We start from the raw sequence: 24,673 nt of genomic DNA, 5'->3' as shown, positions 1-24,673 counted from the left end.
CGTCATCGGCAGGGTCTGAAAAGGAAAATGCGCCCGAAAATGGGGCAAAGAAATAATTTATTTTGACAACTGAACTAAATCTGGCACTTTCTGCGCCAGAGTGAGATGACTCGTCCGCACTGCAATCCCGTGTGGAATTTTTTCTGGGAGGAAAACATGAAAAAGATCGTAATCGCCGCTGCCATCGCTGGCACCGGATTCGCCACAACCGCAATCGCGCAGGACGGCATGACCGTCGGCGTCAGCTGGTCCAACTTTCAAGAAGAGCGCTGGAAGACCGACGAAGCCGCGATCCGCGAAGCACTCGAAGCTGCCGGCGCGACCTATGTGTCTGCCGATGCGCAATCGTCGTCGTCCAAGCAGTTGTCCGACGTCGAAAGCCTGATTGCACAGGGCGTCGACGCGCTGATCATTCTGGCACAGGATGCCGCAGCAATCGGTCCGGCAGTCGATGCCGCCGATGCCGAAGGCATCCCGGTCGTCGCCTATGACCGCCTGATCGAAGATCCCCGCGCATTCTACCTGACCTTCGACAACGTCGAAGTCGGCCGGATGCAGGCCCGTGCCGTGCTCGAAGCACAGCCCGAAGGCAACTATGTCATGATCAAGGGCTCGCCCACTGATCCCAACGCGGATTTCCTGCGCGGCGGTCAGCAAGAAGTGCTGCAGGAAGCGATCGACAGTGGTGCTATCACCATCGTTGACGAAGCCTATACCGATGGCTGGCTGCCCGCCAACGCACAGCGCAACATGGAACAGATCCTGACCGCCAACGACAACAACGTCGATGCGGTCGTGGCGTCCAATGACGGCACCGCAGGCGGTGCTGTGGCCGCGCTGACAGCGCAGGGCATGGAAGGCATCCCGGTATCCGGTCAGGACGGCGACCACGCCGCACTGAACCGCGTCGCTTCGGGCACACAGACCGTGTCGGTCTGGAAAGACGCCCGCGAACTGGGCCGCAATGCGGCTGAAATCGCGGTTTCGCTGGCCGGTGGCACCGCGTTGAGCGATGTCGAAGGCGCGGAAGAGTGGACGTCACCGTCGGGTACGACGATGTGGGCCGAATTCCTCGCGCCCGTTCCGATCACCGCCGACAACCTGACCACGGTGACGGATGCGGGATGGATCACGGTCGAAGCACTGTGCCAGGGCGTGACCGACGGTCCTGCACCCTGTAACTGATCCCGGCACGGCGGGGGTGTCCCGCCGTCCGGCAGGGGTCCGGCCCATGTGGCCGGACCCCACACCATTTTTCGCGCGATGGCGCGACACGGGCCGACACAGGTCATAAAATCAGCAAGGTAAGCCATGTCAGACGAAACCGACGGCGCTGTTCAGGCGCCCAAACGCAGCACGTTCAAATCGCTGGAGATCGACACCCGACTGCTGGGAATGGTCGGCGCATTCGTTCTGGTCTGCGTCGTGTTCAACCTGATGACCGATGGGCGCTTTTTGACGCCCCGCAACATTTTCAACCTGACGATCCAGACGGTCAGCGTGGCGATCATGGCCACGGGCATGGTGTTCGTGATCGTCACCCGCCACATCGACCTGAGCGTCGGCGCGCTGTTGGCGACTACGACCGCCGTGATGGCCATGACGCAGACGCAGTGGCTGCCGCAAATGATGGGCGTCGAACTGGGCAGTCCGCTGATCCCGTGGATTTCCATCATCGCGGGCCTGCTGGTCGGCGCGCTGATCGGCGCATTCCAAGGCTATCTGGTCGGCTATCAGGCGATCCCCGCGTTCATTGTCACGCTGGGCGGATTGCTGATCTGGCGTAACGTCGCGTGGCACCTGACCGACGGTCAGACCATCGGACCGCTGAACGAAACCTATCTGTTGTTCGGCGGTATCAACGGCACGCTGGGCGTGTTCTGGTCCTGGGCTGTCGGGATCGCTGCGGCGGTTGCGGCACTGTTTGCCCTGTTTCAGGGTCGCCGGACCAAGATCGGACATGGTTTCGCGGTCAAACCGATGTGGGCAGAAGCCGTGGTCGCCGTCATCGTCGTCGGTGCGATCCTTGGGTTCGTCGCCGTGCTGAATGCATATGAGGTGCCGGAACGTGTCATCGCACGCGATCCCGCGATCTATGGCTGCGTAGAAGCCGAAGGTTGCGTCGCCGCCTATGGCATCCCCTATTCGGTCTTGTTGCTGATTGCTGTGGCTATCGTCATGACCGTGGTCGCGCAGCGCACACGGTTGGGCCGCTATATCTTTGCCACCGGGGGCAACCCTGATGCGGCTGAATTGTCGGGCATCAATACCAAATTGCTGACGGTCAAGATTTTTGCCATCCTTGGCGTGCTGTGTGCGCTGGGCGGTATCGTGGCCAGCGCGCGACTGGGCTATCATACCAATGATATCGGCATTCTGGACGAATTGCGCGTCATCGCGGCTGCGGTCATCGGCGGTACCGCGCTGTCGGGCGGGATCGGCACGATCTATGGCGCGATCATCGGCGCGCTGATCATGCAATCGCTGCAATCGGGTATGGCGATGGTCGGCGTGGATGCACCCTATCAGAACATCGTGGTGGGCCTTGTGCTGGTGCTCGCTGTTTGGATCGACATCCAGTATCGTAAATACACAGGAGCGAAATGATGACGACTCCCTTGGTGGAAATGAAGGACGTCTCGATCTCTTTCGGTGGGGTCAAGGCGGTCGATCACGTCAGCATCGACCTGTATCCGGGTGAAGTGGTGGGCCTGCTGGGTCACAACGGGGCCGGGAAATCGACGCTGATCAAGATGCTGTCAGGTGCTTATCGCATGGACAGCGGCGAAATCTGGATCGACGGCAAGAAAGCGGATATCAACAGCCCGCGCGACAGCCGCGATTACAACATCGAAACGATCTATCAGACCTTGGCGCTTGCCGATAACCTTGACGCGGCCAGCAACCTGTTTCTGGGGCGCGAACTGACCACGACGCTGGGATTTGTGGACGATGGCCGGCAAGAGGCCGAAACCCGCAAGATCATGGCGCGTCTGAACCCGAATTTCAAAAAACTGAAAGAACCGGTATCGGCCTTGTCGGGTGGCCAGCGGCAATCGGTTGCCATCGCGCGGGCGGTCTATTTCAAGGCCAAGATCCTGATCATGGACGAACCGACGGCCGCCTTGGGTGTGCATGAAACCAAAATGGTTGCCGACCTGATTCAGGAATTGAAACGGCAGGGGCTTGGGATTTTCCTGATCAGCCACGACACCCGCGAGATGATGGAACTGTGCGACCGTGTTGCCGTCATGAAAAACGGCCAGATGGTCGGCGCGGAACGGGTCGAGGATGTGACAGAGGACGACATCCTGTCCATGATCATTCTGGGTAAAAATCCCAAAGATGCCGCAGCGTAGCCATACGCGACAGTGCAACGGATGATGCCTGTGGGCCGATCGGTAATCCCGGTCGGCCCACGGGCTTTTACGTGGACCAGGACAAAAACACGAAATCCCCGTCGGGTGTCGCGATTTGTCGTGGTTCATCTGACTGTCATTGCCGTGCCTGCATTGACCCGGTGGCGCAACGGCACCTATCGCATCCATCGCATATAAGAGAGGCAAACGCCGATGGTCATCGCATTGAAAGACGACTGGATCTGGGACAGCTGGTATTACCGCGATGGCGATCTGTGGCATGGCTATTTCCTGAAGGCGCCCAAAAGCATCGAAGACCCCGACCTGCGGCATTGGAACGTCACACAGGGGCATGCCACCAGCACCGATCTGGTCAACTGGACGCACCACGGCACATGCTTTGCACCCGCTGACAGCCCTGCATGGGATGATTACACGACTTGGACAGGGTCCGTCCTGCGCGACCATGATGGCGGCTGGCACCTGTTCTACACCGGCTCATCAAAGGCAGAGGACGGTCTGTATCAGCGCATCGGCCATGCGGTCAGCGACAACGGGCACGACTGGCAACGGGTCGCTGACGGCTGCTGTCTGGATCTGACCGGCGAACATGCCCATCTTTACGAGGCCAGCATGGACGAAAGCGTCTGGCACGACCGCGCCATGCGTGACCCTTGGGTGATGAAAGACCCGCATGGCGACGGCTGGCTGATGTTCTTCACCGCCCGGATCAATGATGAACCCGAACCGAACGCAGGCGGATGCATCGGGTTTGCCACGTCGGACGATTTGACAACATGGACTCTGCAACCCCCGGTTTTTGTGGGTGGCTTCGGTCAGATAGAAGTGCCGCAGGTGTTTGAAAAAAATGGGCGCTGGTATCTGATGTTCTGCGCCTGCGCAGAGCATTTTTCTGCCGCGCAGGCCAAACAGATCCCCACCGGGCCCGTCACCGGGTCGCATTACCTGATGGGCGACAGCCCGCGCGGTCCGTGGCGCATTGCCGACGGTCCGTTTCTGGACGGTGCCTTGCCTGGCAAACGCTACTGCGCGCGGGTGTGCGATACGGACGCCGGGTTGCTGTTGCTGGGCTTTGTGGATCGCCCGGACGGCGATTTCGTGGGGCAAATCGCGGACCCGGCCCCGGTCGATATCGGTCCAGACGGGCGGTTGCGCGTCCGTGCCGATCAGCGGATGGACGACTGAAACGCGGCAAGCATGACGCCGCTCGCGATTTCAGACCGTCGAACGGTGTGGCGATCCCCGCAGCCGATTGAACAGATCGACCGCTGTGCGCATTGATTGCGGGGAACATTGTGGCACATCGGCGCATTTGGTTCCGCACATCAATGACAGGGCCGGATATGGCGAAGCCAACAACATGCGTCATCCTCAACCCCGCCTCTGGCAAGAAAAAGGACAACCCCGACACGCAGACCCTGATCGCCAAGATTAATGCGGAACCCCGGCTGTCCTTGCGCACGCTGGACCGGCCATCGGACCTGCCGCGTGCGGTCAGGGACGCCCTGGCCGAAGGTTTCGATACCATCGTCGCCGCTGGTGGCGACGGCACGATCGGGGGTGTTACGGGCGAATTGATCGGCACCGATGTGACGCTGGCCATTCTGCCGCTGGGCACGTTCAATTTCATGGCCCGAAGCCTGGGCATCCCCGACGATCCCGATGCGGCGCTGCGGGTCGCGCTGGACGGCGAAACAGTCCCTATGACCGTCGGTGAGGTCAACGGCAAGGTGTTCTTGAACAATGCAAGCCTTGGCGCCTATGCGGCGGTGCTGGACGTGCGCGAGGGTGTCTACAAACGCTGGGGCCGCAGCAGGATTGCGGCCTATTGGTCTGTGATCGTGGCGATGTTGACGATCTATCGCCCGCTGCGGATGAAGGTGACCGTCGACGGCAAGGTCCATATGGTGAAATCCCCGATGGCCTTTGTCGCCAGCAGTGCCTACCAACTGGAACAATACGAATTCGAAGGCGCGGATGCCGTAAGAGAGGGCAAGCTGGCCCTGATCCTTGCGCCTGACAACAATCGCGTCCAGCTATTGTGGCGCGCGGTCAAGATCCTGTTCGGCAGCATTCACCGGGACAGCGATTATTATCTTCACATCGGCGAGGATATCCTGATCGAGACGCGGCGCGGGTCGCGGCTTGTGGCCCGTGATGGTGAACGCGCGACGATGAACGGACCGTATCGGTTTGTCATTCGCCGTGATGCGCTGCGCGTGAAGGTGCCGACCCCGGATCAAGCCGAAAGAGAGGGCTGATGCGACTTGTCCTGCTGACTGACCTGCATTTTGGCCGCGCCAGCCCCGATCTGGTTCAACCCTTGTTGGACAGTATCGCAAATGCGTCCCCGGACCTGATTGTGATTGCGGGCGATTTTGTGCAGCGCGCGCGGGGCAAGCAGTTCAGCGCCGCCCGCGATTTTGTTGACCGCCTGCAACACGACTGGATTGCGGTGCCCGGCAATCACGACATCCCGCTTTACAACATTGTGGCGCGCGTCCTGTCGCCACGGGCCGCTTACCGCCGCTGGATTGCCCCAGATACTGCACCGACCGTCACGACTGACGACGCCGTGATCGTGGGGCTGGATACCACCCACAGATGGAGCCATCAGCGCGGCCTGATCCGTCCCGCCCAGATTGCGCAGGTGGCCGACGCGATCCGCGCCAACTGGCAGGACAGGACGGTCGTCGTCATGGCGCATCATCCGTTTCACCAATCCCCGGATGTTGAAAAGAAGGTGATGAAGAACGCGGCAGAGGCTTTGCGCACATGGTCGGATTGCGGCCCGCACATCATCTTGTCGGGCCATTTGCACACTTGGACGGTGGAACCGTTCATCGCCGAAAAGAACCGGTCGATGACCTTGCAGGTTCACTGTGGCACCGGTCTTTCGACCCGGTTGCGTGGCAGTTCCAACGAATATGCGATCCTTGATCTGGACCAAAAAACCTTTTCCGCCTGCCGCATGGTCGCTGACCACAACACCAAGCGCTTTGTCGCGCAAAGCCAGCATCGCTACGGCTGCAACGCAGACGGCTGGCACGACTTGCCCTGACGTCTTGTGGTTCATGTCCCGCGAAACTGCCGCGCTGACCTAGACCTGACGAAACTGTGACCTACCCTTGATCCATCGCCGGCCCGCGTGCGGGTGGGTCCCGGACAAAGAGCTTTATCTATGTCAGTCAGGTCGTCGCTTTTGCTTTTGGCCGGAGCCCTCACCTTGCAGGGATGCAGCGGGCGGCAATCCATTCTGGATACGGCCGGCAGTGACGCGGCTGTTTTGCTGACCATGTTCTGGGTGATGCTGGGAGGTCTGGTCGTCGTCTGGCTGCTGGTGAACGGCATGATGCTGTTCTTTCATAAACTCAGCCCGCGCAAATACGATGAATCACATGCCCAGAAGCTGATCATCGGCGGCGGGATCGTGTTTCCGACGGTGGTGATCGCGGCGTTGCTGGCGTGGGGGCTTTCGATCATGCCGGACCAGCGCGCGCCCGGCGATGGCCTGCGGATCGAGGTTGTGGGCGAACAATGGTGGTGGCGCGTCAACTATTGGCCCAAAGGCGCGGACGCGCCCATCGTGTCCGCCAATGAAATTCGACTGCCCACCGGCCAACGCACCGAATTCACGCTGAGTAGCGCCGAGGTTATTCATTCGTTCTGGATTCCTGCATTGGGTGGCAAGATGGATATGTTTCCCGGGCGTGAAACGATGATGTCCCTGCACGCCACCGAACCCGGCAGCTACCGGGGCCAATGCGCGGAATTCTGCGGTGCATCGCATGCATTGATGGCGTTCGAAGTGGTTGCGTTGGCCCCCGATGATTTCGACGCATGGCTGGCGCGCGAAGCCGCCCCTGCCGTCGCGCCCACAGGTGACACAGCACAACGCGGTGCCGTGGTGTTTCAGGAACAGGGCTGCGGTGCATGCCATACGGTGCGCGGCACGGCGGCGGTGGGGCAGGTTGGGCCGGACCTGACGCATGTCGGCGCCCGCGCCAGTATCGGGGCGGGGATACTTGCACCGACCATCGAGAATTTTAGCGCATGGATCTACCACACGGACGACATCAAGCCAGAGGTCGACATGCCCGCCTACGACACGTTGCCCGATGACGATCTGATGGCGCTTGCCACTTACCTGCAGGGCCTGAAATGACTGATGATCCTTTTGCACGCTTTTCCGGCACCAACCGCCCGGAACCGAACGGGACGTACCCCCCGACAGAGGCGATGCTGGCAGAACCTGTTGATCCCGATGCACAGGCAGCCAGCACGGCGCGGATGCGCAAGGCGTGGCAGGAGCCAAAGGGCTTTACCCATTTCACCGCGGTCAACAATGACCTGGTGGGCAAGTGGTATGCGCTGACGGCCATGTTTTTCATGCTGTGCGCGGGGGTGCTGGCGCTGCTGATGCGGGTGCAACTGGCGGTGCCGGACAACACGTTTCTGGACGCGGACCGCTACAACCAGTTCTTTACGATGCACGGGTCCGCGATGATGTTCCTGTTCGCCGTCCCGATGTTCGAGGCGATCAGTATCTTTTTGTTGCCAGCCTTCCTTGGCGCGCGGGACATGCCGTTTCCGCGTCTGTCGGCGTATGGGTTCTGGTGTTTCGTGATCGGCGGCATTTTCGTGCTGGGATCGGTGTTGTTCGATGTGGCCCCGCGCGGCGGCTGGTTCATGTATCCGCCGCTGACGACGCAGGACATGGGTATCGGTGCAGACATCTGGCTGCTGGGCCTGTCATTTATCGAGGTGGCATCCATCGCGGCGGCTGTCGAACTGATCGTCGGCGTGTTGAAATGCCGCCCGCCGGGGATGCGGGTCAACCTTATGCCGCTTTATGCGTGGTATGTGCTGGTCGTGGGCGGGATGATCCTGTTCGCCTTTCCCCCGCTGATCGCAGGCGATTTCCTGTTCGAAATGGAACGGTCTTTTGACTGGCCGTTCTTTGATCCGACACGCGGCGGCGACCCGATGCTGTGGCAGCACCTGTTCTGGATTTTCGGTCACCCAGAGGTCTACATCGTGTTTCTGCCGTCCATCGCAATCGCCGCGATGGTGATCCCGACCGTCGCACAGCGCCCCATCGTGGGCTATTCCTGGATCGTTTTGTCGGCTGTGGGTGTCGGATTCCTGTCGTTCGGGTTGTGGGTTCACCACATGTTCACGACCGGGTTGCCCAATATCAGCATCGGGTTCTTTTCCGCCGCGTCAGAGGCGGTGGTGATCCCCACGGGAATCCAGATTTTCGTCTTTGCCGCCACGCTGATGGTGGGCAAGGTCAAAAAATCGCTACCGATGCTGTGGATCGCGGGCGCGCTTGCGATTTTTGTCCTTGGCGGGCTGACGGGCGTCATGCTGGCGATTGCGCCGTTCAACTGGGCGGTGCACGACACCTATTTCATCGTCGCACACCTGCACTACACCCTGTTTGGCGGGATGGTATTTCCGCTGATGGCGGGGGTTTATTATTTCTATCCTTTCTTCCGCAAGGGCAAGATGATGTCCGAAACGCTGGGTCGCTGGGCGTTCTGGCTGATCTTTGTGGGCTTCAACGCGGCGTTCCTGCCGATGCATTACACCGGACTGATCGGGATGCCGCGCCGGGTCTATACCTACGGTGAAGGTGTGGACTGGGGTTGGCTGAACATGCTGTCGACCGCCGCCAGTTTCGTCATCGCGGCGGGCTTTGCGGTGTTCGTCTGGGATCTGCTGCGGCCAAAACGCGATTTCACAGGCGATCAGCGCAATCCGTGGAATGCGGGCACGCTGGAATGGTCCCATAATGTGCCAGAAGAACAATGGGGCGTGCGCAGCATCCCCTATATCACGACGCGGTATCCCCTGTGGGATCAGCCGAAACTGGTCGAACGGATGCACAGCGGCCGCTATTATCTAAGCGATACAAAATTCGGCCACCGCGAAACGCTTGTGACCTCGGTGCTGGACGCCCGGCCACTACATATCCAGCGGGTGACCGGGCCTGCGTGGATCACCCTGATGGCGGCAGGGTTCACGGGCGGCGCGTTCATTTTCCCCACGTTCCATTGGTATCCACCCGCGATCATCTGTGCGGCCTTTGCCATCGTTTGTGTGTTGTACTGGCTGTGGACGGTGACCGCGCAGATTCCGGAAGAACCGACAAGCGACGTGGGGCTGGGTCTGACTTTGCCGCGCTATGCCTCTGGCCCGGATGCGCCGGGGTGGTGGGCGGTCTGGATCACGATGCTGGGCGATGCGACCGCGTTCGCCAGCCTGATTTTCGGTTTCTTCTTTTACTGGACGGCCAGTTCTGCCTTTCCGCCCCAAGGCGCCAGCCACGCGGACGGCCTTGCAACGGGCGCGGCGGCGGTGTTGCTGGTGCTGTCATGGGCCGCAACGCGGTTTGCCCGCGATATCAACCGCAAAGGATACGTCCGGTCGGCGCAGGCGCTGTTGGCGACAGGCATTTGCCTGACGGCACTGGGTGGCAGCGCGGTCTATCTTGCCGTGGCCGACCTGCAACCAACGACGCATGTCTATCCTGCGATGATCTGCGTTCTGGCGGTCTGGTTGTGCGCCCATCTGCTGCTGGGGGCGATCGGGCAGGGCTATTGTCTGGCGCGTAGTCTGGCCGGACGGATGACGCCGCTTTACGATGCGGACGTGAACAATGTTTCGCTGCTGTGGCATTTCATCGGGTTGCAGGCACTTGTGACCTGCACCGTGATCGGTCTGTTGCCGGGGTGGATGACATGAGCACGCACAATGAATTCGGGACCGGCGTTGGCCTGCTGATGAAAATCACGATCGGCCCTTGGATTTGGGCGTTTCACTTTGTGATCAGCTACGGTGCGGCGGCCATCTGGTGCGAAAAGCTGACGACCAACGGTGATATCGGCACCCTGCAGCTGGCGCTGATTGCGCTGACTATTGCCGCACTTGCCGGGATCGCGGCAACGGGAATCATCGGTTGGCGCAACTGGTCCGCAGGTGGTGGCAAACGGGCCGGGACAGAGCCGGGCATCGACACCGACGAAAGCCGCAACCGGTTTCTGGGGCAGGTCTCCGTTCTGCTGTCGGTCGTGTCCGCCATCGGTGTTGTCCTCATGATCCTGCCGATCCTGATGTTCGGAACATGCCAATGAAAATCGCAGGTGTTCTGGGTTTGGCCGTATTGCTGCTGATCTGGGCGCCGCCCTGGGGCGCGTGGGTCGGCATGTTCCCGGCCCATATGGTGCGTCACATGGGGCTGGTCGCCGTGGCCGCCCCGTTGCTGGTATTGGGATTTCCGACGTGGACCAGCATCTTTGCTGTGTCGCCGTTGCTGGCGGCGGTGCTGGAATTCGTCGTGGTCTGGGGGTTTCACCTGCCTGCCATGCATCAAGCCGCGATGCATAGTTCGACAGCCTTTGTGGTGGAACAGGGGGTATTTCTGATCGTTGGCCTGTGCGTTTGGGCGGGGTGTCTGCGGACCGGCGGTCTGGCCGGGGCCGGGGGGCTTTTGCTGACATCGATGCATATGACCCTGCTGGGCGCGCTGCTAACCCTTGCACCGCGCCCGCTGTATCGCATGGGCGAGATGGCTGACGGCGCGCTGGCCGAACAACAGTTGGGCGGCATGCTGATGCTGGCGATTGGCACGCCGATCTATCTGGTTGCGGGGCTGTGGCTGGTCAGTGGAACGCTGGCATTGGATAAGGAACAAATCCCATGAAACGCGTGATCCAGACCTTGGCCGCGATGGCCGCCGTGGGGATCATCACCGGGGCAGCGATTGTGTTCGGCGGTCTGTATAATGTGTCCGCGCGCGCCGGGCATTTTCCGGGCGTGACGTGGCTGCTGCATACGGCGTACGTCAATTCGGTTCAGTTCCGTGCGCCTGCGATGGCCGATGTCCCCGATTTGGACGCGGACGGCATGGTCGCATTGGGTGCCAGGCATTTCGATGGGGGCTGCCGCGTCTGCCATGCGGCACCGGGGCAGGATCGCTGGGCCGTGCCAACGGCGATGGTGCCAAAGCCGCCACATATCCAGACGGCGGTAGCGGGCTGGAACGTGAACGAGCTGTACTGGATCGTGGACGAAGGCGTCAAAATGTCCGGGATGCCGCATTGGCCCGCAGACCGGACCGACGACGTCTGGCCCGTGGTGGCATTTCTGGCGCAGGTGCCCGACATGACACAGGCAGAGTATGACGCATTGACCGCCCGTCCGCGTATATCCGACGATGCGCCCGATGATCTGGCGTATTGCGCCATGTGTCACGGTGTGACGGGGTTCAGCACCAACCCGCAAATCCCGCGTCTTGACATCCAGCCACGGCGGTATCTGGAACAGGCGCTGCAATCCTATGTCAACCAGACCCGCGACAGCGGCATCATGCATGTCGCGGCCAGCCGGGTCAGCCCGGCAGCCCTGATGGAACTGGCGGAGTGGTACAGCCGTCAACCGGTCGTCCCCTCTGCCATGTCGTCGCCTGCGGATGCAGAATTGATGGCATATGGCGCGCGGCTGGCGTCCGCCGGTACGCGTGATGTGCCAGCCTGCACGTCGTGCCACGGCCCGAAAGCCGGTCCGCAGTCTGCGGATTTTCCGCGTTTGGCGGGGCAAAGCCGGATCTACCTTGAACAACAATTGACGCTGTGGCGCGACGGCGAACGCGGCGGCGGACCACGCGCAGAATTGATGCAGAAGGCAGCGCATCAGTTAACCGAAGACAAGATAAAGGCACTTTCCGCCTGGTTTTCGGCACAACCTGCCATGAACCCGGAACCCAATTCGTCAGAAGACGGTTAGGGCGCCAAAGACGATTGTTCCAAAAACGTCAGGTGACTTGCATGACTGACCGTCCCGATCTGACCCGTCGCCGCTTGCTGGCCGGTGTCCCGCTTGCATCCGCTGCGTTAAGTTTTGGGACGCAGGCACAGGCCGCTGGTGGCGATGCACAGACGTCCGACCAGCCCGCCGACCCGCGCCAACCCCGATTCACCACGACCGACCGGGTTGCCGAATACTATCGCCTTGCCCGCCGCTGATCCCCGCTAGGATATTCTGATGCTACGACGCCGCTCTGCCACGATTACCGCCGCACCCGCCGCCCAACGCAAGGGGCAGACCCGTCGCGATTTCTTACGCAATTCAGGGATGATGGGTCTGGCATTTGGGGCGGTCGGGGGCAGTGCGGGTCAAGTGCAGCGCGCAGCGGCGCAGACCGATATCGTACCGCCAGACATCAGCTATCACAAAACGATCTGTCAGTTCTGTTCAGTCGGCTGTTCTATGTGGGCAGAGGTGCAAAACGGGGTCTGGACCGGGCAGGAACCGGCATTTGAATCCCCCATCAACCAAGGCACGCACTGCGCCAAAGGTGCGGCCATGCGCGAAATTTCCATCGGGGAACGCCGCCTGAAATACCCGATGAAAAAGGTCGATGGCGAATGGCAGCGTATCAGCTGGGATCAGGCGATGTCCGAGCTGGGCGAAAAGCTGGTGACGATCCGCGATGAATTCGGGCCCGACAGCGTGTATTGGCTTGGGTCGGCTAAATATTCGAACGAGCAATCCTATCTGTTTCGCAAATTCGCGGCGTTCTGGGGCACCAACAACGTCGATCACCAAGCGCGGATTTGCCATTCGACGACCGTTGCAGGGGTAGCCAATACCTTTGGTTACGGCGCGATGACCAATACGTTCAATGATATCCGCAATTCCAAATCCATCCTGATCATCGGCGGCAATCCCGCAGAGGCGCATCCGGTGTCGATGCTGCATGTGCTGAAAGGCCACGAAAACGGGGCCAAGATGATTGTCGTCGATCCCCGTTTCACGCGCACGGCGGCCCATGCCGACGAATATGTCCGCATCCGTCCCGGTGCCGATATCGGTTTCATGTGGGGCCTTGTCCGAGAGATTTTTGCCCACGGTTGGGAAGATACCGAATACCTGCGCCAGCGGGTCTGGGGCATCGACCAGATCCGGGAAGAAGCGGATAAATGGACGCTGGCAGAGGTCGAGCGCGTCTCTGGCATCCCGCAGGAACAGACCGCCCGCGTCGCGCGGACGTTGGCCGAACACCGGCCCGGCACGCTGATCTGGTGCATGGGTCTGACGCAGTCCACCGTCGGCAGTTCCAAAACGCGGGCCGCATCGATCCTGCAGCTTGTGCTGGGAAATATCGGCAAATCCGGCGGTGGGGCCAACATCTTTCGTGGGCACGACAATGTGCAGGGTGCCACCGATATGGGTGTGTCGTGCGATTCACTGCCTGCCTATTATGGGCTGGACGAAGGTGCCTGGAAACATTGGTGCCGGGTCTGGGACGTCGATTATCAATGGATGATGGACAGGTTCGAATCCAAAGAGCTGATGGAACGTCCCGGCATGCCGCTGTCGCGCTACATGGATGCCATTCTGGAACCCGAAGAAAACCTTGACCAGCCCAACCCGGTCAAGGCGATGATGTTCTGGGGGCATGCAGCGAATTCCATCACACGCGGTCCGGAACAGCGCGCGGCGATGGACGCGGTCGATGTGCTGTGCGTAATCGACCCGCACCCCACGCAGGTCGCGATCATGTCGGAAAAGCGGGACAACGTGTATCTGTTGCCCGCTGCCACGACGGCAGAGATTCACGGGTCAGTGACCAATTCCAGCCGGTCCGTGCAGTGGCGCGACAAGGTGTTCGACCCCCTGTTCGAATCCAAATCCGACTATGAAATTACCTATCTTTTCGCACGCGCGTTCGGGTTTGCGGACGAATTGTTCAAACACATCAATGTCGTCAACGACGAACCCATCGCAGAGGACATGCTGCGCGAAATCAACAAAGGCACGTGGACGATCGGCTACACCGGGCAAAGCCCTGAACGCCTGAAACGCCATATGGAACATCAGGACAAGTTCGATTCCGTCACCCTGGAAGGGCGTGAGGAACCGGTCATCGGCGAATACTACTGCCTGCCCTGGCCGGCATGGGGCAATCCGCAGGACGGGCACCCCGGATCGCCGCTGCTGTATGATACGTCCAAATCCGTCGCACAGGGCGGGTTGCCGTTCCGTGCCCGCTGGGGCGTGGAACACGAAGGCCAGAACCTGCTGGCCGAAGACAGTTTTACCGCCGATAGCGAAATTCAGGACGGCTACCCCGAAGGGACGCTGGGGATGCTGGACGCGCTGGGCTGGACGCAAGACCTGACGGCCAAGGAACGCCTGATCATCATCGCTGTGGGGGTAGACCGGTTCCGCCACGACATGCTGAGCATGTCCGAAGATGAAGCGCAAACAGCCATGGACCAGCTGTCGCTGTCATCGCTGCGCCAACAAGCCGGGAACGATACCAACGGGGAAATCGACGAAAGCTGGGGCGGTGCGAACGACGCGACGCTGGGAGACGAGCAGAAATCAATCCTGGATCTGTTTGCCGACTACAGTGCAAATGCGATCACCGCGATCGAAGGCTATCTGGCCGACAATCCCCAAAACAATCCACCCGACAATGCCACGCTGCGCGACATGGTGCAGCGCGTGAACTGGAAAACCGACCTGTCGGGCGGTATCCAGCGGGTCATGATCAAGCACGGTCTTGCCCCCTATGGCAACGGCAAGGCACGGACCGTGGTCTGGACCTTTGTGGACCCGATCCCGCAACACCGAGAGCCGCTGCTGACATCGCGGCGCGATCTGCTGCCGCAGTACAAGACGTTTGAAGACCGTCGAAAATGGCGGTTGCCGGTGTTGTACGAATCCATTCAGGCGGTGGACTACGCCGCCGAATTTCCCATCGTCCTGACCTCTGGCCGGTTGGTCGAATACGAAGGCGGTGGCGACGAAACCCGGTCGAATAAATGGCTGGCCGAATTCCAGCAGGAAATGTTCGTCGAAATGAATCCCGCCGATGCCGCCACGGCGGGTGTGAGCGACGGCAACGACTGCTGGGTCGTGTCGCCGGACGGGCGGATCAAGGTCAAGGCGCTGGTCACGCGCCGCGTCGGGCCAGGCACGGTGTTCCTGCCGTTCCACTTTGCCGGGCGCTGGATGGGCGAAGATCTGACAGGGGTCTATCCCGAAGGCACCGCACCTTATGTCATCGGCGAGGCTGCAAACACGATCCAGACCTATGGCTATGACATTGAAACGCAGATGCAAGAAACCAAGGCAACACTTTGCCGGATCGAGGCTGTATGACGCGACTGAAATTTCTCTGCGATACGGACCGCTGTATCGAATGCAACGCCTGCGCGACGTCGTGCAAGAATGAACACGATGTGCCTTGGGGTATGGTGCGACGGCGTGTCGTGACCATCAATGACGGTGAACCGGGCGAAAAATCCATCGCGATTTCCTGCATGCATTGCACTGATGCCCCCTGCGTGGCGGTCTGTCCCGTCAGCACGCTGTATCAGACCGACATCGGGGTGGTGCTGCATGACAAAGACACCTGTATCGGCTGCGGCTATTGTTTTTATGCCTGTCCGTTTGGCGCGCCGCAGTTCCCGCGTGCGACCCAGTTCGGCACCCGTGGCATCATGGACAAATGCACCTATTGCGCCGGCGGCCCCGAAGAAAACGGGTCAGAGGCGGAATATAGCAAATACGGCGCCAACCGGATCGCAGAAGGCAAATTGCCAATCTGCGCAGAAGTCTGTTCAACTCGTGCCCTGCTGGCCGGTGACGGCGACGTCGTCGCGGAAATCTACCGAGAGCGCGTTGTCGCGCGCGGGTTCGGGTCCGGTGCATGGGGCTGGAAAACCGCATACTACCCGGAGCAAAGCTGATGACCGATCACGCAGGCCCGCAAAAGCATGATGCCGTCTCTCATCATGGGCGCGATTTCAAAGCCTATCGGATCGGTGCTGCAATCGTTGCATTGATTTTGGCGCTGGCCCTGGCTTGGCAGGTGTTTGAAATCTTTGATGGTGATGCCCGCACGGTTCCCGAAGTGCGGTGGGGTGTGACGACTTACAATGGCGAAGACATTGGAATTCAGGACACGGCCAGCAGCCTGTTGACGGGCACAATCCTGACCGACCGCACGACGTTTCAGGCCGAACGCTATCAGACGGGGCCGTCACCGGAACAGAACCGTCCCGATTACGGTGTCGTGCCAGATACGATGATGACCAACAGCCCGATGGACGACGGTGAAAAATTCACGGAATCTTGGGCGATCTTTGATGATGATACCGGCGCGATGCTGCGCGAAGGGCAGCGCATCATCGGTATTTCGTCTTTGCCTTATCCGAACGCGGAATTGTTCGAACGTCCCTTCGCACGCGACTGGCGGCTGGGTATCGCAGATATTGCCACCCATCTGGGCACGCTGGCGATCCTTGGGATGGGGTTTATCCTTGCCTTGTTTCTGGCGGTCAGGGGCCGGGTGCCCATCGCCAAGGGGCGCAGCCCGCGCACCGTCAAACGGTTCACCCTGTTTGAACGGATCACGCATTGGATGACCTCTGTCAGCTTTATCGGGCTGGCCCTGACCGGGATTGTTCTGGCTGTCGGCAAAACCTTGTTCCTCCCGTTCGGAGAGGACGTGCTGGGCGCTGTCGGCTGGATTTCGACATGGGGTCACATGATGTTCTTTCCGCCGTTCGCCTTGGGCGTTGTGGCGATGGCCGTGATGTGGGCGCCCGGAAACCTTCCGTCGAAAATTGACCTGAACTGGATACGCAAAGGCGGCGGCATGTTGTCGGATGAAGGCCCACATCCGCCCGCCAAGAAATTCAACGCGGGGCAAAAAGCGATTTTCTGGTCAGCCGTGCTGGGTGGCGGGTTGATGGTCGTGACGGGCGTCACGCTGATGTTCCCCTACGTCTGGGCCGATCTGGGCACCCTAAGCTGGGCAATGCTGATCCACGCCATCGTGGGGCTGCTGCTGATTTCGGTGTTTATTGGTCACGTCTACATCGGCACGGTCGGGATGGAAGGCGCGTTCTGGGCGATGTGGTCGGGTCGTGTGGATCGGAACTGGGCCGAACAGCACCATTCGATCTGGCTGGAACGTATCGAAACGCACGAAAGGGACGGCACATGAAGGGCTTTGTCATCGGCACGCTGGGCGCTGTCATCCTGTCCGGCCTGACCTATCTGGCGATGCAGGCCGGAACGCTGACAATGGCGGAACGCTACTCACCGCCGACCATCATCGTCTACGAAACCGAAAATTTCGCCGTCGAGTGACGCAATCGTATCAATCTTGTCATGGCTGTCATCGTGCGCGCAGCATCCCCTGGCGCACGGCGGTCACCGGACGACGTCATGCGTCAGGTCAGGCGACTGGCGATATCCTTTAGGGTCTTGACGATTTGGCCGGTGGGATACGGTTTTGGGAAAAATGTAGAATCTAGCGGGGCCAACATACGGTCATAGTCGATCTTGCCGGATGCGATGACAATAGCCACGGGCGGCCAGCGGTCCCGGACATAGGTGGCCAGTTTAATGCCGTCCATCGAACCGGGCATGTCGATGTCGGTAAACAGAATCCCGATATCGTCGTATTGTTCCATCATCAAAATGGCAGCATCGGCAGAAGCCGCGTCATATACCTTGAACCCTGCGTCTTCGATCATGTCGACGGCTTCCATTCGGATCAGCGGCTCGTCCTCAACGACAAGGATGGCTGGAAGCGCTTTGGATGCAAGTGTCATGCCCGCTTTAATCCCGGTGTCCTGTTTGCGTGAAAGTCGTACTTCACGCCTGAAGCCCCATTAAGGGTGCGATTAGCTTGAAACACAAACCACTTCGATCATAGTCCAGTTCCACGTTTCCGGAAAAATATCCGGCCAGCGCCTGTTCGATCATCCGGCTACCGAACCCCCGACGCATTGGTTTTTCGACTGCTGGTCCGCCGGTTTCCTGCCAGACAAAGTTGAAGTTCGGTTCAAGCGGTGTGTTGTCGGTATACCATGTGATCCTTACCTGACCATCAACCTGTGAAAGTGAACCGTATTTCGTCGCATTCGTTGCCAATTCGTGCAGCGCCATGGTCAGCGCAAGCGCCTGCTTTGATCCGATCGGCAGGTCGGGGCCATCGATGGTAAAACGGTCATCGTTCATTCGGTGCGGAATCAGCGCGGCATTGGTCACGTCCATGATCCGGGTTTCGGTCCAAGTCGTGTGGACCAATCGGTCGTGCGCCTGCGCCATCATGCTGATCCGTGACTGGATCGACGCGCGCGCATCGATCAGATTGTCGGATTGCCGCAGCGTTTGCGATACCATCGCATGCACCATTGCTAGCGTATTTTTGACCCTATGGTTCATTTCAGCCAGCAGCAGTTGGCGTTGTTCCTGAGCAAGCTTGATGTCGTGGATATCGGTGCAGCTTCCGTACCAGCGTTGAATCTGGCCTGTGGCATCGCGCAGCGGTTGGGCCCGGCCCAGCACCCAGCGATATCCACCGCTATGATGTTTCAACCTGTATTCTATTTCATAGGATTCGCCGGTTTGCAGGCTGTGCCGCCATGTTCCCCACGCACGATCCTGATCATCAGGGTGAAACATATCGTTCCAGGCTTCCCCATCGGTCGATCCTTCGGGAACGCCGGTGAACTGGTACCAGCGCTGATTATAATAATCGTGAAAACCGTCCGGAAGCGTCGTCCAGATCATCTGGTCCACGGAATCAGCGATGGCGTGGAATTTGGCCTCGCTTTCTTCGAGCTGGCGCTGGCGCAACTGCAATTCTTCCAGCAGACGGCGTGCATGGTGCTGACGTTCACGCGCGGTCAGGGCGGACCGGACAGAACGGATCAGTTCATCCGCATGCAACGGGCGCGACAGCAGGACAGCGTTTTGCAGCGCATCCATACGCTGCATCGCATTATCGGTTCTGTGGTGGGTGCCGCCATTTGACAGCACGACAAACGGAATATCGGACCATGTCGGTTGCAGCGACAGCGCGTCTTTCAGCGTGTCGGTTTTGTCTGCATCCAGCGCTTCTTCGGTGACAAGCACGGCAGCGATCTGCGCATGGATCAGATCAACCAGCGCATCAATGGTCGTGGTGACGATCACGGCGATGCCGGCGTCGGTCAGTAGTCGTTCTGCCACAGCGCCGTCCCGGCCACGGGGGGCAAGCACCGCCACAGCGCTTTGGGGGTCGACGCGGGTTAAGATATCGGACCCGAAGGTCATGTTAAGACGCCCGATCCGCCGGTGCCGTCGGTATGCAAAAGGTCGTCGTCCGTCGCATGAAATTTCGGATGACCCGACAGTATCCCGCTGAAGTTTCGGATCGGCTGTCCCACGATCAGCCCCGACGCGTCTATTCTGAATTCCCGAATGCTGCGTTCATGGTCGGATGTCCGCGTCTTGACGACGGCGATGGATTTGCGCATTTCGCCGCGGGCTTCGAAAAAGCGCAGCAGCATCACCGTATCGGCCAGATAACTGACATCTATATCCGATTTAAGCTGACCTGTGATGCCATGCTGACCAAGAATCATCAGGGACAGGACGCCCTGCTGGGCAAGATAGCTGAGCAGTTCGTGCATTTGCAGAACGAGGAAATTGTCGCTTGGCATGGCCTGAAGATAGGCGTTCAGACTGTCGATGACCACAACGCCGACGTTGTCACGCTCGACCGCCGTGCGTACGGCACTGGCGAATTGACCGGGTGACAATTCAGCGGGGTCGATCTGGCGGATTTCCAGTAGACCATCGTCGATGAATGGTTGCAGGTCCATGTCCAGCGCACGGGACCTGGTCATCAGGGTGGACAGACGTTCATCGAACAAAAAGAACGCGGCCTTTTGCCCGCGTCGCAGCGCCGCGATCATGCAGCGGATGGCTGTCGTTGTCTTGCCCACACCAGCCGGACCGGCCAGCAATGTGTTGGTGCCCGGATACAGCCCATCGCCCAGCAGGGCGTCCAGTTCGGTCAAGCCGGTCGTGACGGGTGCGTTGGGAAATGTCCGTTTGTGATCGGCGGCGACCAGTCGTGGATAGACTTGCAATCCGCCCTGTTCGATCGTGAAATCATGATAGCCACCATAATATTTCAGCCCGCGCATTTTCACGACCCTGAGGCGGCGCCGTTCGGCCCCGAAATCGCTGGCGGTCTGTTCCAGCGATATGACACCGTGGGCGATGGAATGCAGTTGCAGATCGCCCGGTTCGGCGGTCCGGTCATCCAGCATCAAAACAGTGCAGCGCCTGCGGGAAAAGTATTGCTTCAACGCCAAAATCTGGCGCCGGTAGCGTAGCGGATCCTGGGCCAGCAGACGCAGTTCCGACAGGCTGTCCAACACGACGCGGGCAGGGTCCGTGCGTTCGACCAGGTCGATGATGCTGCGCACGGTTTCGCCCAGTTCAACGTCGCTTGGGTGCAAAAGCGACTGTTCGTTTTCGCTGCCAAATTCGGCTTCGGCCACCAGTTCGAACAGGTCTATGGCGTCCAGCGTCCAGTCGTGCGACCGCGCGACGGCGCGCAACTCCACCTCTGTTTCGGACAGGGTGATATACAGGCAGCGTTCGCCCGCATCGCGGCCATCCATCAGGAATTTCATCGCAAGGGTCGTCTTGCCGGTGCCAGGCGTGCCTTCGACAAGATACAGGCGTTCGGCGGTCAGGCCGCCGCGCAGCACTTCGTCCAGTCCAAAGGTGCCCGTGGGCAGGCGCGCGGGAATATCGGTCAAATCGGTATCAGTCATGTCACGTCCGTCGTCTTGAAGCCAGTCGCAGCTTCTACGGGACGGGCATGTTTGAATGTATCTTTTACGCGTGTCAGCGGCCACGACCAACGGTCAATCTATGGCGCCGTGGCGTCGTGACCAGTTGAAATTTCAGTCGCGGTTTCCCGCCAATGCCAAAGGCCGGGAAATTTTGCAGTCATTTTGCCGCGTCACGTATTAGAGAAATTTTCATCAACTATGTTTGTTTGGTGTAAAAGCGATCTTGTGCTGCGCATATCAAGCCGCATACCAGTCAGGTGTTCGGAGATTTTGCAGTATCGGGGGGAAATGCAAAGCATGGCAGAGGCAATTGGACTCGCGATTGCGTTGGTGCTGTCCGGCGATGCGGACCTGCTGGAAATCGTTTGGCTGTCCTTGCACGTCAGTCTGACGGCGACGGCGATTGCCTGCCTGATTGGTTTGCCCATCGGCGCGCTGGTCGCGATTGCGCGTTTCCGCGGTCGCAGCGCCGTGCTGATCGTGATGAATGCCCTGATGGGACTGCCGCCCGTCGTTGTCGGGCTTTTGGTCTATCTTCAGTTGTCGCGGTCCGGTCCGCTGGGTTTTCTGGGCCTGCTGTATACGCCCACTGCCATGATCATCGCGCAGACCATTCTGATTACACCGATCATCGCGGCCCTGTCGCGGCAAGTGCTGGAAGACCTTCATTCCGAATATGCCGAACAATTCAGGTCGCTTTGCCTGACCCGGATGCAGACGGTGCAAGCCCTGTTGTGGGATGGGCGTTATGCGTTGCTGACCGTTGGGTTGGCCGGTTTCGGACGTGCCGTCGCAGAGGTGGGTGCCGTCATTATCGTGGGCGGCAACATCGACCATTTGACCCGCGTGATGACCACAGCCATCGCGCTGGAAACGTCAAAGGGTGATCTGCCATTGGCGCTTGCACTGGGGATCATCTTGCTGGTGATTGCCCTGGGTGTGAACGCCTGCGTGCAATCGGTTCGGATGACTGCGGCACGGCATGCCTATGTCTGATGTCCTACCCTTTGGTGACCTGCGGGTGACGGACCGGTCGTCCAGTCACGCGATCCTGCCGCTAGCGGTGCGCGATCTGACGTTGCGGACCGACGATGCGACCATGCTGGACGGTCTGACGTTCGATCTGGGCCGGACGGGCTGCACCATGATCATGGGTCCGAACGGGGCGGGCAAAAGCCTGTTGCTGAAATTGCTGCATGGCCTGATGCCACCGACGTCTGGGTATATCGACTGGGCTGGCCATACGGCGACGCAAGCCACAGTGCGGCAAGCTTTGGTGTTTCAAAAACCCGTGCTGCTGCGCCGGTCGGTCGCCGCCAATCTGGATTTCGTGTTGAAAGCGCGTGGCAAAGACATGGCGGAACGCGCCCGCCTGCTGGATCACGTCGGCCTGTCGCACAAGGCCAGTCAACCTGCACGCCTGCTGTCGGGCGGAGAGGCGCAGCGCCTTGCACTGGCCCGCGCATTGGCGACCGAACCAGAGGTGCTGTTTCTGGACGAACCGACCGCCAGTCTGGACCCCGCGTCGGTTCTGGCCATCGAAGGGATCGTCGCACAGGCACAGGCCCGCGGTGTCCGGATCGTCTTTGTCACCCACGATATCGGTCAGGCCCGGCGCATGGCCGATGATGTCATTTTCCTGCACCGGGGTCGTGTCGTTGAACACACCCCGGCGGCCATGTTCTTCCTGACCCCGCAAAGTGATGCGGCGCGGGATTACCTGAACGGCAGAATTGTCGTCTGACCCAGCCCATGGAGAGATGCATGCTGAACCAAACGATCACGATGACCGCCTGCGCCATCATGATGGGTGGTGCCGCCATCGCGCAGGACCAGTCCATCATTGTCCAGTCCACGACATCGACTGCAAATTCTGGCTTGTATGATTACCTGTTGCCGATCTTTCAGGACGAAACCGGCATACAGGTCAATGTCGTGGCCGTCGGCACCGGCCAAGCGATCACGAACACCGAAAATTGCGACGGCGACGTGCTGTTGGTTCATGCACAGCCCGCAGAAGAGGCGTTTGTCGCCGCAGGTTACGGCACGGAACGCCGAGATTTGATGTACAACGATTTTGTCATCGTGGGCCCCGCTGACGACCCCGCAGGCGTTGTTGGCATGACCGATGTGCAGGGCGCGCTGGCCCGGATCGCGGCCACAGGTGCGTTGTTCGCATCGCGGGGTGACGACAGCGGTACCCACAAGAAGGAAATGCAATTGTGGGGCAATACAGGTGTCGATCCGACAGCGGCCAGCGGTGACTGGTATCGTGAAACCGGGTCCGGCATGGGCGCGACCCTGAATACCGGGGTCGGCATGGGCGCCTATGTGATGACGGACCGCGCAACATGGGTCAGCTTTGAAAACAAGCAAGCCCACGACATTCAGGTCGAAGGCGACACAGCCCTGATGAACCAGTACGGCGTGATTCCGGTCAGCCCGGCGCGATGCCCGTCGGTCAATGCCGATGCGGCCCGAACCTTTGCGGATTGGCTGGTGTCGGACGCAGGGCAGGACGCCATCGCGGCATTCACGGTTGCCGATCAGCAGTTGTTCTTTCCAAATGCGGCCAAAAATTGATATGCCCATCGACGCGGCAACGCTGCCTTGACAGATCGAACGGAACACGATGATGGATCAACAGCTTTCCGACCATGAATTTCTGACGGTCAAGGAACTGGCTGACCTGCTGCGCCTGAAAGAACGCAAGGTCTATGATCTGGCCGCATCGGGTGCGGTGCCCTGTTCCAAGGCGACGGGAAAGCTGTTGTTTCCCGCTGCGGAAATTCGCAAATGGATCGCACAGTCGAAATCGGGTGGCACTGTGCCGGACGCTGTTGTTCCCGTCGCCCGGCCACCGATCGTTCTTGGCAGTCACGACCCATTGCTTGACTGGGCCATCCGTGAATCGCGCTGTGGGCTGGCGACGTTTTATGACGGGTCCATGGACGGGTTGGATCGGTTCGTCCGTGGCGAAGGCATGCTGGCGGGTCTGCACATCCACGACGCACGATCAAAGCGATGGAACACGCCAGCAGTCGCGCGTGTTGCTGCGGACCAAAATGCAGTCATGATCACATTCGCAAAGCGCCGGCGCGGTCTGGTGTACCGGTCCGGTGACCTTGCATTGGCGCGCCTGTCCGATCTGGCAGGGCGGCGCGTCGTGCCGCGGCAGGCGGAATCCGGGGCCGATACGCTGTTCCGGGAACTGGCCGCGGCGGACGGGCTGGACCTGTCCGACCTGACGTTCACAGACGTCGCCCGGACAGAAGACGCCGCCGTCGAAGAGGTGCGGCGCGGCAATGCGGATGCAGCGTTCGGATTGGAAGCGGTGGCCGTCAGCTATGGTCTGGAATTTGCCCCGATCATCGAAGAGGAATTTGCCCTGCTGGTCGACCGCAAGGCGTGGTTCGACAGCGCATTCCAGACACTTCTGACGTTTTGCGCCACACCCGCATTCGCGGATCGCGCGACAGCATATCGTGGTTACGACACAACGGATCTTGCCCGCGTCGTCTGGAACGCCTGACCCCCTGTCGCCGTGGGGTCAGTCCCGCAACGATGATCTGGCATGAGGCTTTTGCAAAATTGTTTGCGTGTTGCCGCTTATTGTGAGTGGCA

23 protein-coding genes are annotated in these 24,673 nt (G+C 60.0%); 20 read left to right on the top strand and 3 right to left on the bottom strand.

Features of this window, described 5'->3' with window-relative positions; genetic code table 11:
• Nucleotides 1-156 precede the first annotated feature (156 nt).
• The 16 genes from xylF to GZH79_RS01145 all read left to right on the top strand — a co-directional run bounded on the left by xylF (nucleotide 157) and on the right by GZH79_RS01145 (nucleotide 17,555).
• Nucleotides 157-1,185: a D-xylose ABC transporter substrate-binding protein gene (xylF, locus tag GZH79_RS01220; RefSeq protein ID WP_211641318.1), complete on the top strand. Its 1,029-nt coding sequence runs from the start codon at nucleotides 157-159 to the stop codon at nucleotides 1,183-1,185.
• A gap of 126 nt (nucleotides 1,186-1,311) precedes the next feature.
• Nucleotides 1,312-2,607, top strand: coding sequence for a sugar ABC transporter permease (locus GZH79_RS01215; RefSeq protein ID WP_211641317.1), 1,296 nt, complete (start codon nucleotides 1,312-1,314; stop codon nucleotides 2,605-2,607).
• Nucleotides 2,607-3,359 (top strand): ATP-binding cassette domain-containing protein, encoded by a 753-nt coding sequence (locus tag GZH79_RS01210; protein ID WP_211641316.1) that lies wholly within the window; start codon nucleotides 2,607-2,609, stop codon nucleotides 3,357-3,359. The genes GZH79_RS01215 and GZH79_RS01210 overlap by 1 nt, the downstream gene beginning before the upstream one ends.
• A gap of 213 nt (nucleotides 3,360-3,572) precedes the next feature.
• Entirely contained in the window at nucleotides 3,573-4,565 is a 993-nt protein-coding gene (locus GZH79_RS01205; RefSeq protein WP_211641315.1) for a family 43 glycosylhydrolase, read from the top strand.
• Between the two features lie 158 nt (nucleotides 4,566-4,723).
• Nucleotides 4,724-5,641, top strand: coding sequence for a diacylglycerol kinase family protein (locus GZH79_RS01200; RefSeq protein WP_211641314.1), 918 nt, complete (start codon nucleotides 4,724-4,726; stop codon nucleotides 5,639-5,641).
• Entirely contained in the window at nucleotides 5,641-6,441 is an 801-nt protein-coding gene (locus tag GZH79_RS01195) for a metallophosphoesterase (RefSeq protein ID WP_211641313.1), read from the top strand. The genes GZH79_RS01200 and GZH79_RS01195 overlap by 1 nt, the downstream gene beginning before the upstream one ends.
• 120 nt (nucleotides 6,442-6,561) lie before the next feature.
• The gene (gene coxB, locus GZH79_RS01190; protein WP_211641312.1) at nucleotides 6,562-7,545 is read left to right on the top strand and encodes a cytochrome c oxidase subunit II; all 984 of its coding nucleotides are present in this window, start codon (nucleotides 6,562-6,564) and stop codon (nucleotides 7,543-7,545) included.
• Nucleotides 7,542-10,130, top strand: a complete 2,589-nt coding sequence (locus GZH79_RS01185) for a cbb3-type cytochrome c oxidase subunit I (RefSeq protein WP_211641311.1) — start codon at nucleotides 7,542-7,544, stop codon at nucleotides 10,128-10,130. Before coxB ends, GZH79_RS01185 begins: the two co-directional genes overlap by 4 nt.
• Entirely contained in the window at nucleotides 10,127-10,519 is a 393-nt protein-coding gene (locus GZH79_RS01180) for a hypothetical protein (RefSeq protein ID WP_211641310.1), read from the top strand. Before GZH79_RS01185 ends, GZH79_RS01180 begins: the two co-directional genes overlap by 4 nt.
• Nucleotides 10,516-11,088 carry a cytochrome c oxidase assembly protein gene (locus GZH79_RS01175; RefSeq protein WP_211641309.1) on the top strand — a complete coding sequence of 191 codons (573 nt, stop codon included), beginning with the start codon at nucleotides 10,516-10,518 and terminating at the stop codon, nucleotides 11,086-11,088. Before GZH79_RS01180 ends, GZH79_RS01175 begins: the two co-directional genes overlap by 4 nt.
• Complete coding sequence (locus GZH79_RS01170) at nucleotides 11,085-12,170, top strand: c-type cytochrome (RefSeq protein WP_211641308.1); 1,086 nt, start codon at nucleotides 11,085-11,087, stop codon at nucleotides 12,168-12,170. The genes GZH79_RS01175 and GZH79_RS01170 overlap by 4 nt, the downstream gene beginning before the upstream one ends.
• 41 nt (nucleotides 12,171-12,211) lie before the next feature.
• Nucleotides 12,212-12,409: a hypothetical protein gene (locus GZH79_RS01165; RefSeq protein ID WP_211641307.1), complete on the top strand. Its 198-nt coding sequence runs from the start codon at nucleotides 12,212-12,214 to the stop codon at nucleotides 12,407-12,409.
• A 109-nt stretch (nucleotides 12,410-12,518) separates the two neighbouring features.
• Nucleotides 12,519-15,557 (top strand): formate dehydrogenase subunit alpha, encoded by a 3,039-nt coding sequence (locus tag GZH79_RS01160; protein WP_249218931.1) that lies wholly within the window; start codon nucleotides 12,519-12,521, stop codon nucleotides 15,555-15,557.
• Nucleotides 15,554-16,147, top strand: coding sequence for a formate dehydrogenase FDH3 subunit beta (gene fdh3B / locus GZH79_RS01155; RefSeq protein ID WP_211641306.1), 594 nt, complete (start codon nucleotides 15,554-15,556; stop codon nucleotides 16,145-16,147). Before GZH79_RS01160 ends, fdh3B begins: the two co-directional genes overlap by 4 nt.
• Nucleotides 16,147-17,409 (top strand): formate dehydrogenase subunit gamma, encoded by a 1,263-nt coding sequence (locus tag GZH79_RS01150; protein WP_211641305.1) that lies wholly within the window; start codon nucleotides 16,147-16,149, stop codon nucleotides 17,407-17,409. Before fdh3B ends, GZH79_RS01150 begins: the two co-directional genes overlap by 1 nt.
• On the top strand, nucleotides 17,406-17,555 hold the full coding sequence (locus GZH79_RS01145; protein ID WP_211641304.1) for a hypothetical protein: 150 nt from the start codon (nucleotides 17,406-17,408) through the stop codon (nucleotides 17,553-17,555). The genes GZH79_RS01150 and GZH79_RS01145 overlap by 4 nt, the downstream gene beginning before the upstream one ends.
• 83 nt (nucleotides 17,556-17,638) lie before the next feature.
• On the opposite strand, the gene GZH79_RS01140 is transcribed toward GZH79_RS01145, so the two are convergent.
• From GZH79_RS01140 to GZH79_RS01130, 3 genes are read right to left on the bottom strand one after another with little or no spacing between them, the layout of a single operon-like run.
• Nucleotides 17,639-18,022 carry a response regulator gene (locus tag GZH79_RS01140; protein ID WP_211641303.1) on the bottom strand — a complete coding sequence of 128 codons (384 nt, stop codon included), beginning with the start codon at nucleotides 18,020-18,022 and terminating at the stop codon, nucleotides 17,639-17,641.
• 43 nt (nucleotides 18,023-18,065) lie between these two features.
• Nucleotides 18,066-19,511 (bottom strand): HWE histidine kinase domain-containing protein, encoded by a 1,446-nt coding sequence (locus GZH79_RS01135; RefSeq protein ID WP_211641302.1) that lies wholly within the window; start codon nucleotides 19,509-19,511, stop codon nucleotides 18,066-18,068.
• Entirely contained in the window at nucleotides 19,508-21,028 is a 1,521-nt protein-coding gene (locus GZH79_RS01130; RefSeq protein WP_211641301.1) for an ATPase domain-containing protein, read from the bottom strand. The genes GZH79_RS01135 and GZH79_RS01130 overlap by 4 nt, the downstream gene beginning before the upstream one ends.
• A gap of 309 nt (nucleotides 21,029-21,337) precedes the next feature.
• Here GZH79_RS01130 and GZH79_RS01125 point away from each other — a divergent pair, with 309 nt between their 5' ends.
• Genes GZH79_RS01125 through GZH79_RS01110 form a run of 4 tightly spaced genes read left to right on the top strand, consistent with a single transcriptional unit; the run spans nucleotide 21,338 to nucleotide 24,581 of the window.
• Nucleotides 21,338-22,045 carry an ABC transporter permease gene (locus GZH79_RS01125; protein WP_211641300.1) on the top strand — a complete coding sequence of 236 codons (708 nt, stop codon included), beginning with the start codon at nucleotides 21,338-21,340 and terminating at the stop codon, nucleotides 22,043-22,045.
• Nucleotides 22,038-22,793, top strand: coding sequence for an ATP-binding cassette domain-containing protein (locus GZH79_RS01120; protein ID WP_211641299.1), 756 nt, complete (start codon nucleotides 22,038-22,040; stop codon nucleotides 22,791-22,793). The genes GZH79_RS01125 and GZH79_RS01120 overlap by 8 nt, the downstream gene beginning before the upstream one ends.
• 20 nt (nucleotides 22,794-22,813) lie before the next feature.
• Entirely contained in the window at nucleotides 22,814-23,632 is an 819-nt protein-coding gene (locus tag GZH79_RS01115) for a substrate-binding domain-containing protein (protein ID WP_211641298.1), read from the top strand.
• Between the two features lie 52 nt (nucleotides 23,633-23,684).
• A complete protein-coding gene (locus GZH79_RS01110) occupies nucleotides 23,685-24,581 on the top strand; it encodes a helix-turn-helix transcriptional regulator (protein WP_249218909.1) in 897 nt (298 codons plus the stop codon).
• Nucleotides 24,582-24,673: the final 92 nt, after the last annotated feature.

Source organism: Loktanella sp. SALINAS62, from assembly GCF_018263905.1.
Lineage (GTDB): Bacteria > Pseudomonadota > Alphaproteobacteria > Rhodobacterales > Rhodobacteraceae > Loktanella.
Note: the sequence above shows the minus strand (reverse complement) of the source record. Positions and strands in the feature narration are given on the sequence as shown.

Bases quoted from the DNA above. Each gene is read 5' to 3' on its own strand.
- xylF (WP_211641318.1), top strand. From the start codon at position 157: ATGAAAAAGATCGTAATCGCCGCTGCCATCGCTGGCACCGGATTCGCC.
- GZH79_RS01185 (WP_211641311.1), top strand. From the start codon at position 7,542: ATGACTGATGATCCTTTTGCACGCTTTTCCGGCACCAACCGCCCGGAA.
- GZH79_RS01135 (WP_211641302.1), bottom strand. From the start codon at position 19,511: ATGACCTTCGGGTCCGATATCTTAACCCGCGTCGACCCCCAAAGCGCT.
- fdh3B (WP_211641306.1), top strand. From the start codon at position 15,554: ATGACGCGACTGAAATTTCTCTGCGATACGGACCGCTGTATCGAATGC.
- GZH79_RS01195 (WP_211641313.1), top strand. From the start codon at position 5,641: ATGCGACTTGTCCTGCTGACTGACCTGCATTTTGGCCGCGCCAGCCCC.
- GZH79_RS01210 (WP_211641316.1), top strand. From the start codon at position 2,607: ATGACGACTCCCTTGGTGGAAATGAAGGACGTCTCGATCTCTTTCGGT.
- GZH79_RS01115 (WP_211641298.1), top strand. From the start codon at position 22,814: ATGCTGAACCAAACGATCACGATGACCGCCTGCGCCATCATGATGGGT.
- GZH79_RS01215 (WP_211641317.1), top strand. From the start codon at position 1,312: ATGTCAGACGAAACCGACGGCGCTGTTCAGGCGCCCAAACGCAGCACG.
- GZH79_RS01145 (WP_211641304.1), top strand. From the start codon at position 17,406: ATGAAGGGCTTTGTCATCGGCACGCTGGGCGCTGTCATCCTGTCCGGC.
- GZH79_RS01150 (WP_211641305.1), top strand. From the start codon at position 16,147: ATGACCGATCACGCAGGCCCGCAAAAGCATGATGCCGTCTCTCATCAT.
- GZH79_RS01175 (WP_211641309.1), top strand. From the start codon at position 10,516: ATGAAAATCGCAGGTGTTCTGGGTTTGGCCGTATTGCTGCTGATCTGG.
- GZH79_RS01125 (WP_211641300.1), top strand. From the start codon at position 21,338: ATGCAAAGCATGGCAGAGGCAATTGGACTCGCGATTGCGTTGGTGCTG.
- GZH79_RS01140 (WP_211641303.1), bottom strand. From the start codon at position 18,022: ATGACACTTGCATCCAAAGCGCTTCCAGCCATCCTTGTCGTTGAGGAC.
- GZH79_RS01165 (WP_211641307.1), top strand. From the start codon at position 12,212: ATGACTGACCGTCCCGATCTGACCCGTCGCCGCTTGCTGGCCGGTGTC.
- GZH79_RS01180 (WP_211641310.1), top strand. From the start codon at position 10,127: ATGAGCACGCACAATGAATTCGGGACCGGCGTTGGCCTGCTGATGAAA.
- coxB (WP_211641312.1), top strand. From the start codon at position 6,562: ATGTCAGTCAGGTCGTCGCTTTTGCTTTTGGCCGGAGCCCTCACCTTG.
- GZH79_RS01120 (WP_211641299.1), top strand. From the start codon at position 22,038: ATGTCTGATGTCCTACCCTTTGGTGACCTGCGGGTGACGGACCGGTCG.
- GZH79_RS01110 (WP_249218909.1), top strand. From the start codon at position 23,685: ATGGATCAACAGCTTTCCGACCATGAATTTCTGACGGTCAAGGAACTG.
- GZH79_RS01205 (WP_211641315.1), top strand. From the start codon at position 3,573: ATGGTCATCGCATTGAAAGACGACTGGATCTGGGACAGCTGGTATTAC.
- GZH79_RS01200 (WP_211641314.1), top strand. From the start codon at position 4,724: ATGGCGAAGCCAACAACATGCGTCATCCTCAACCCCGCCTCTGGCAAG.
- GZH79_RS01160 (WP_249218931.1), top strand. From the start codon at position 12,519: ATGATGGGTCTGGCATTTGGGGCGGTCGGGGGCAGTGCGGGTCAAGTG.
- GZH79_RS01130 (WP_211641301.1), bottom strand. From the start codon at position 21,028: ATGACTGATACCGATTTGACCGATATTCCCGCGCGCCTGCCCACGGGC.
- GZH79_RS01170 (WP_211641308.1), top strand. From the start codon at position 11,085: ATGAAACGCGTGATCCAGACCTTGGCCGCGATGGCCGCCGTGGGGATC.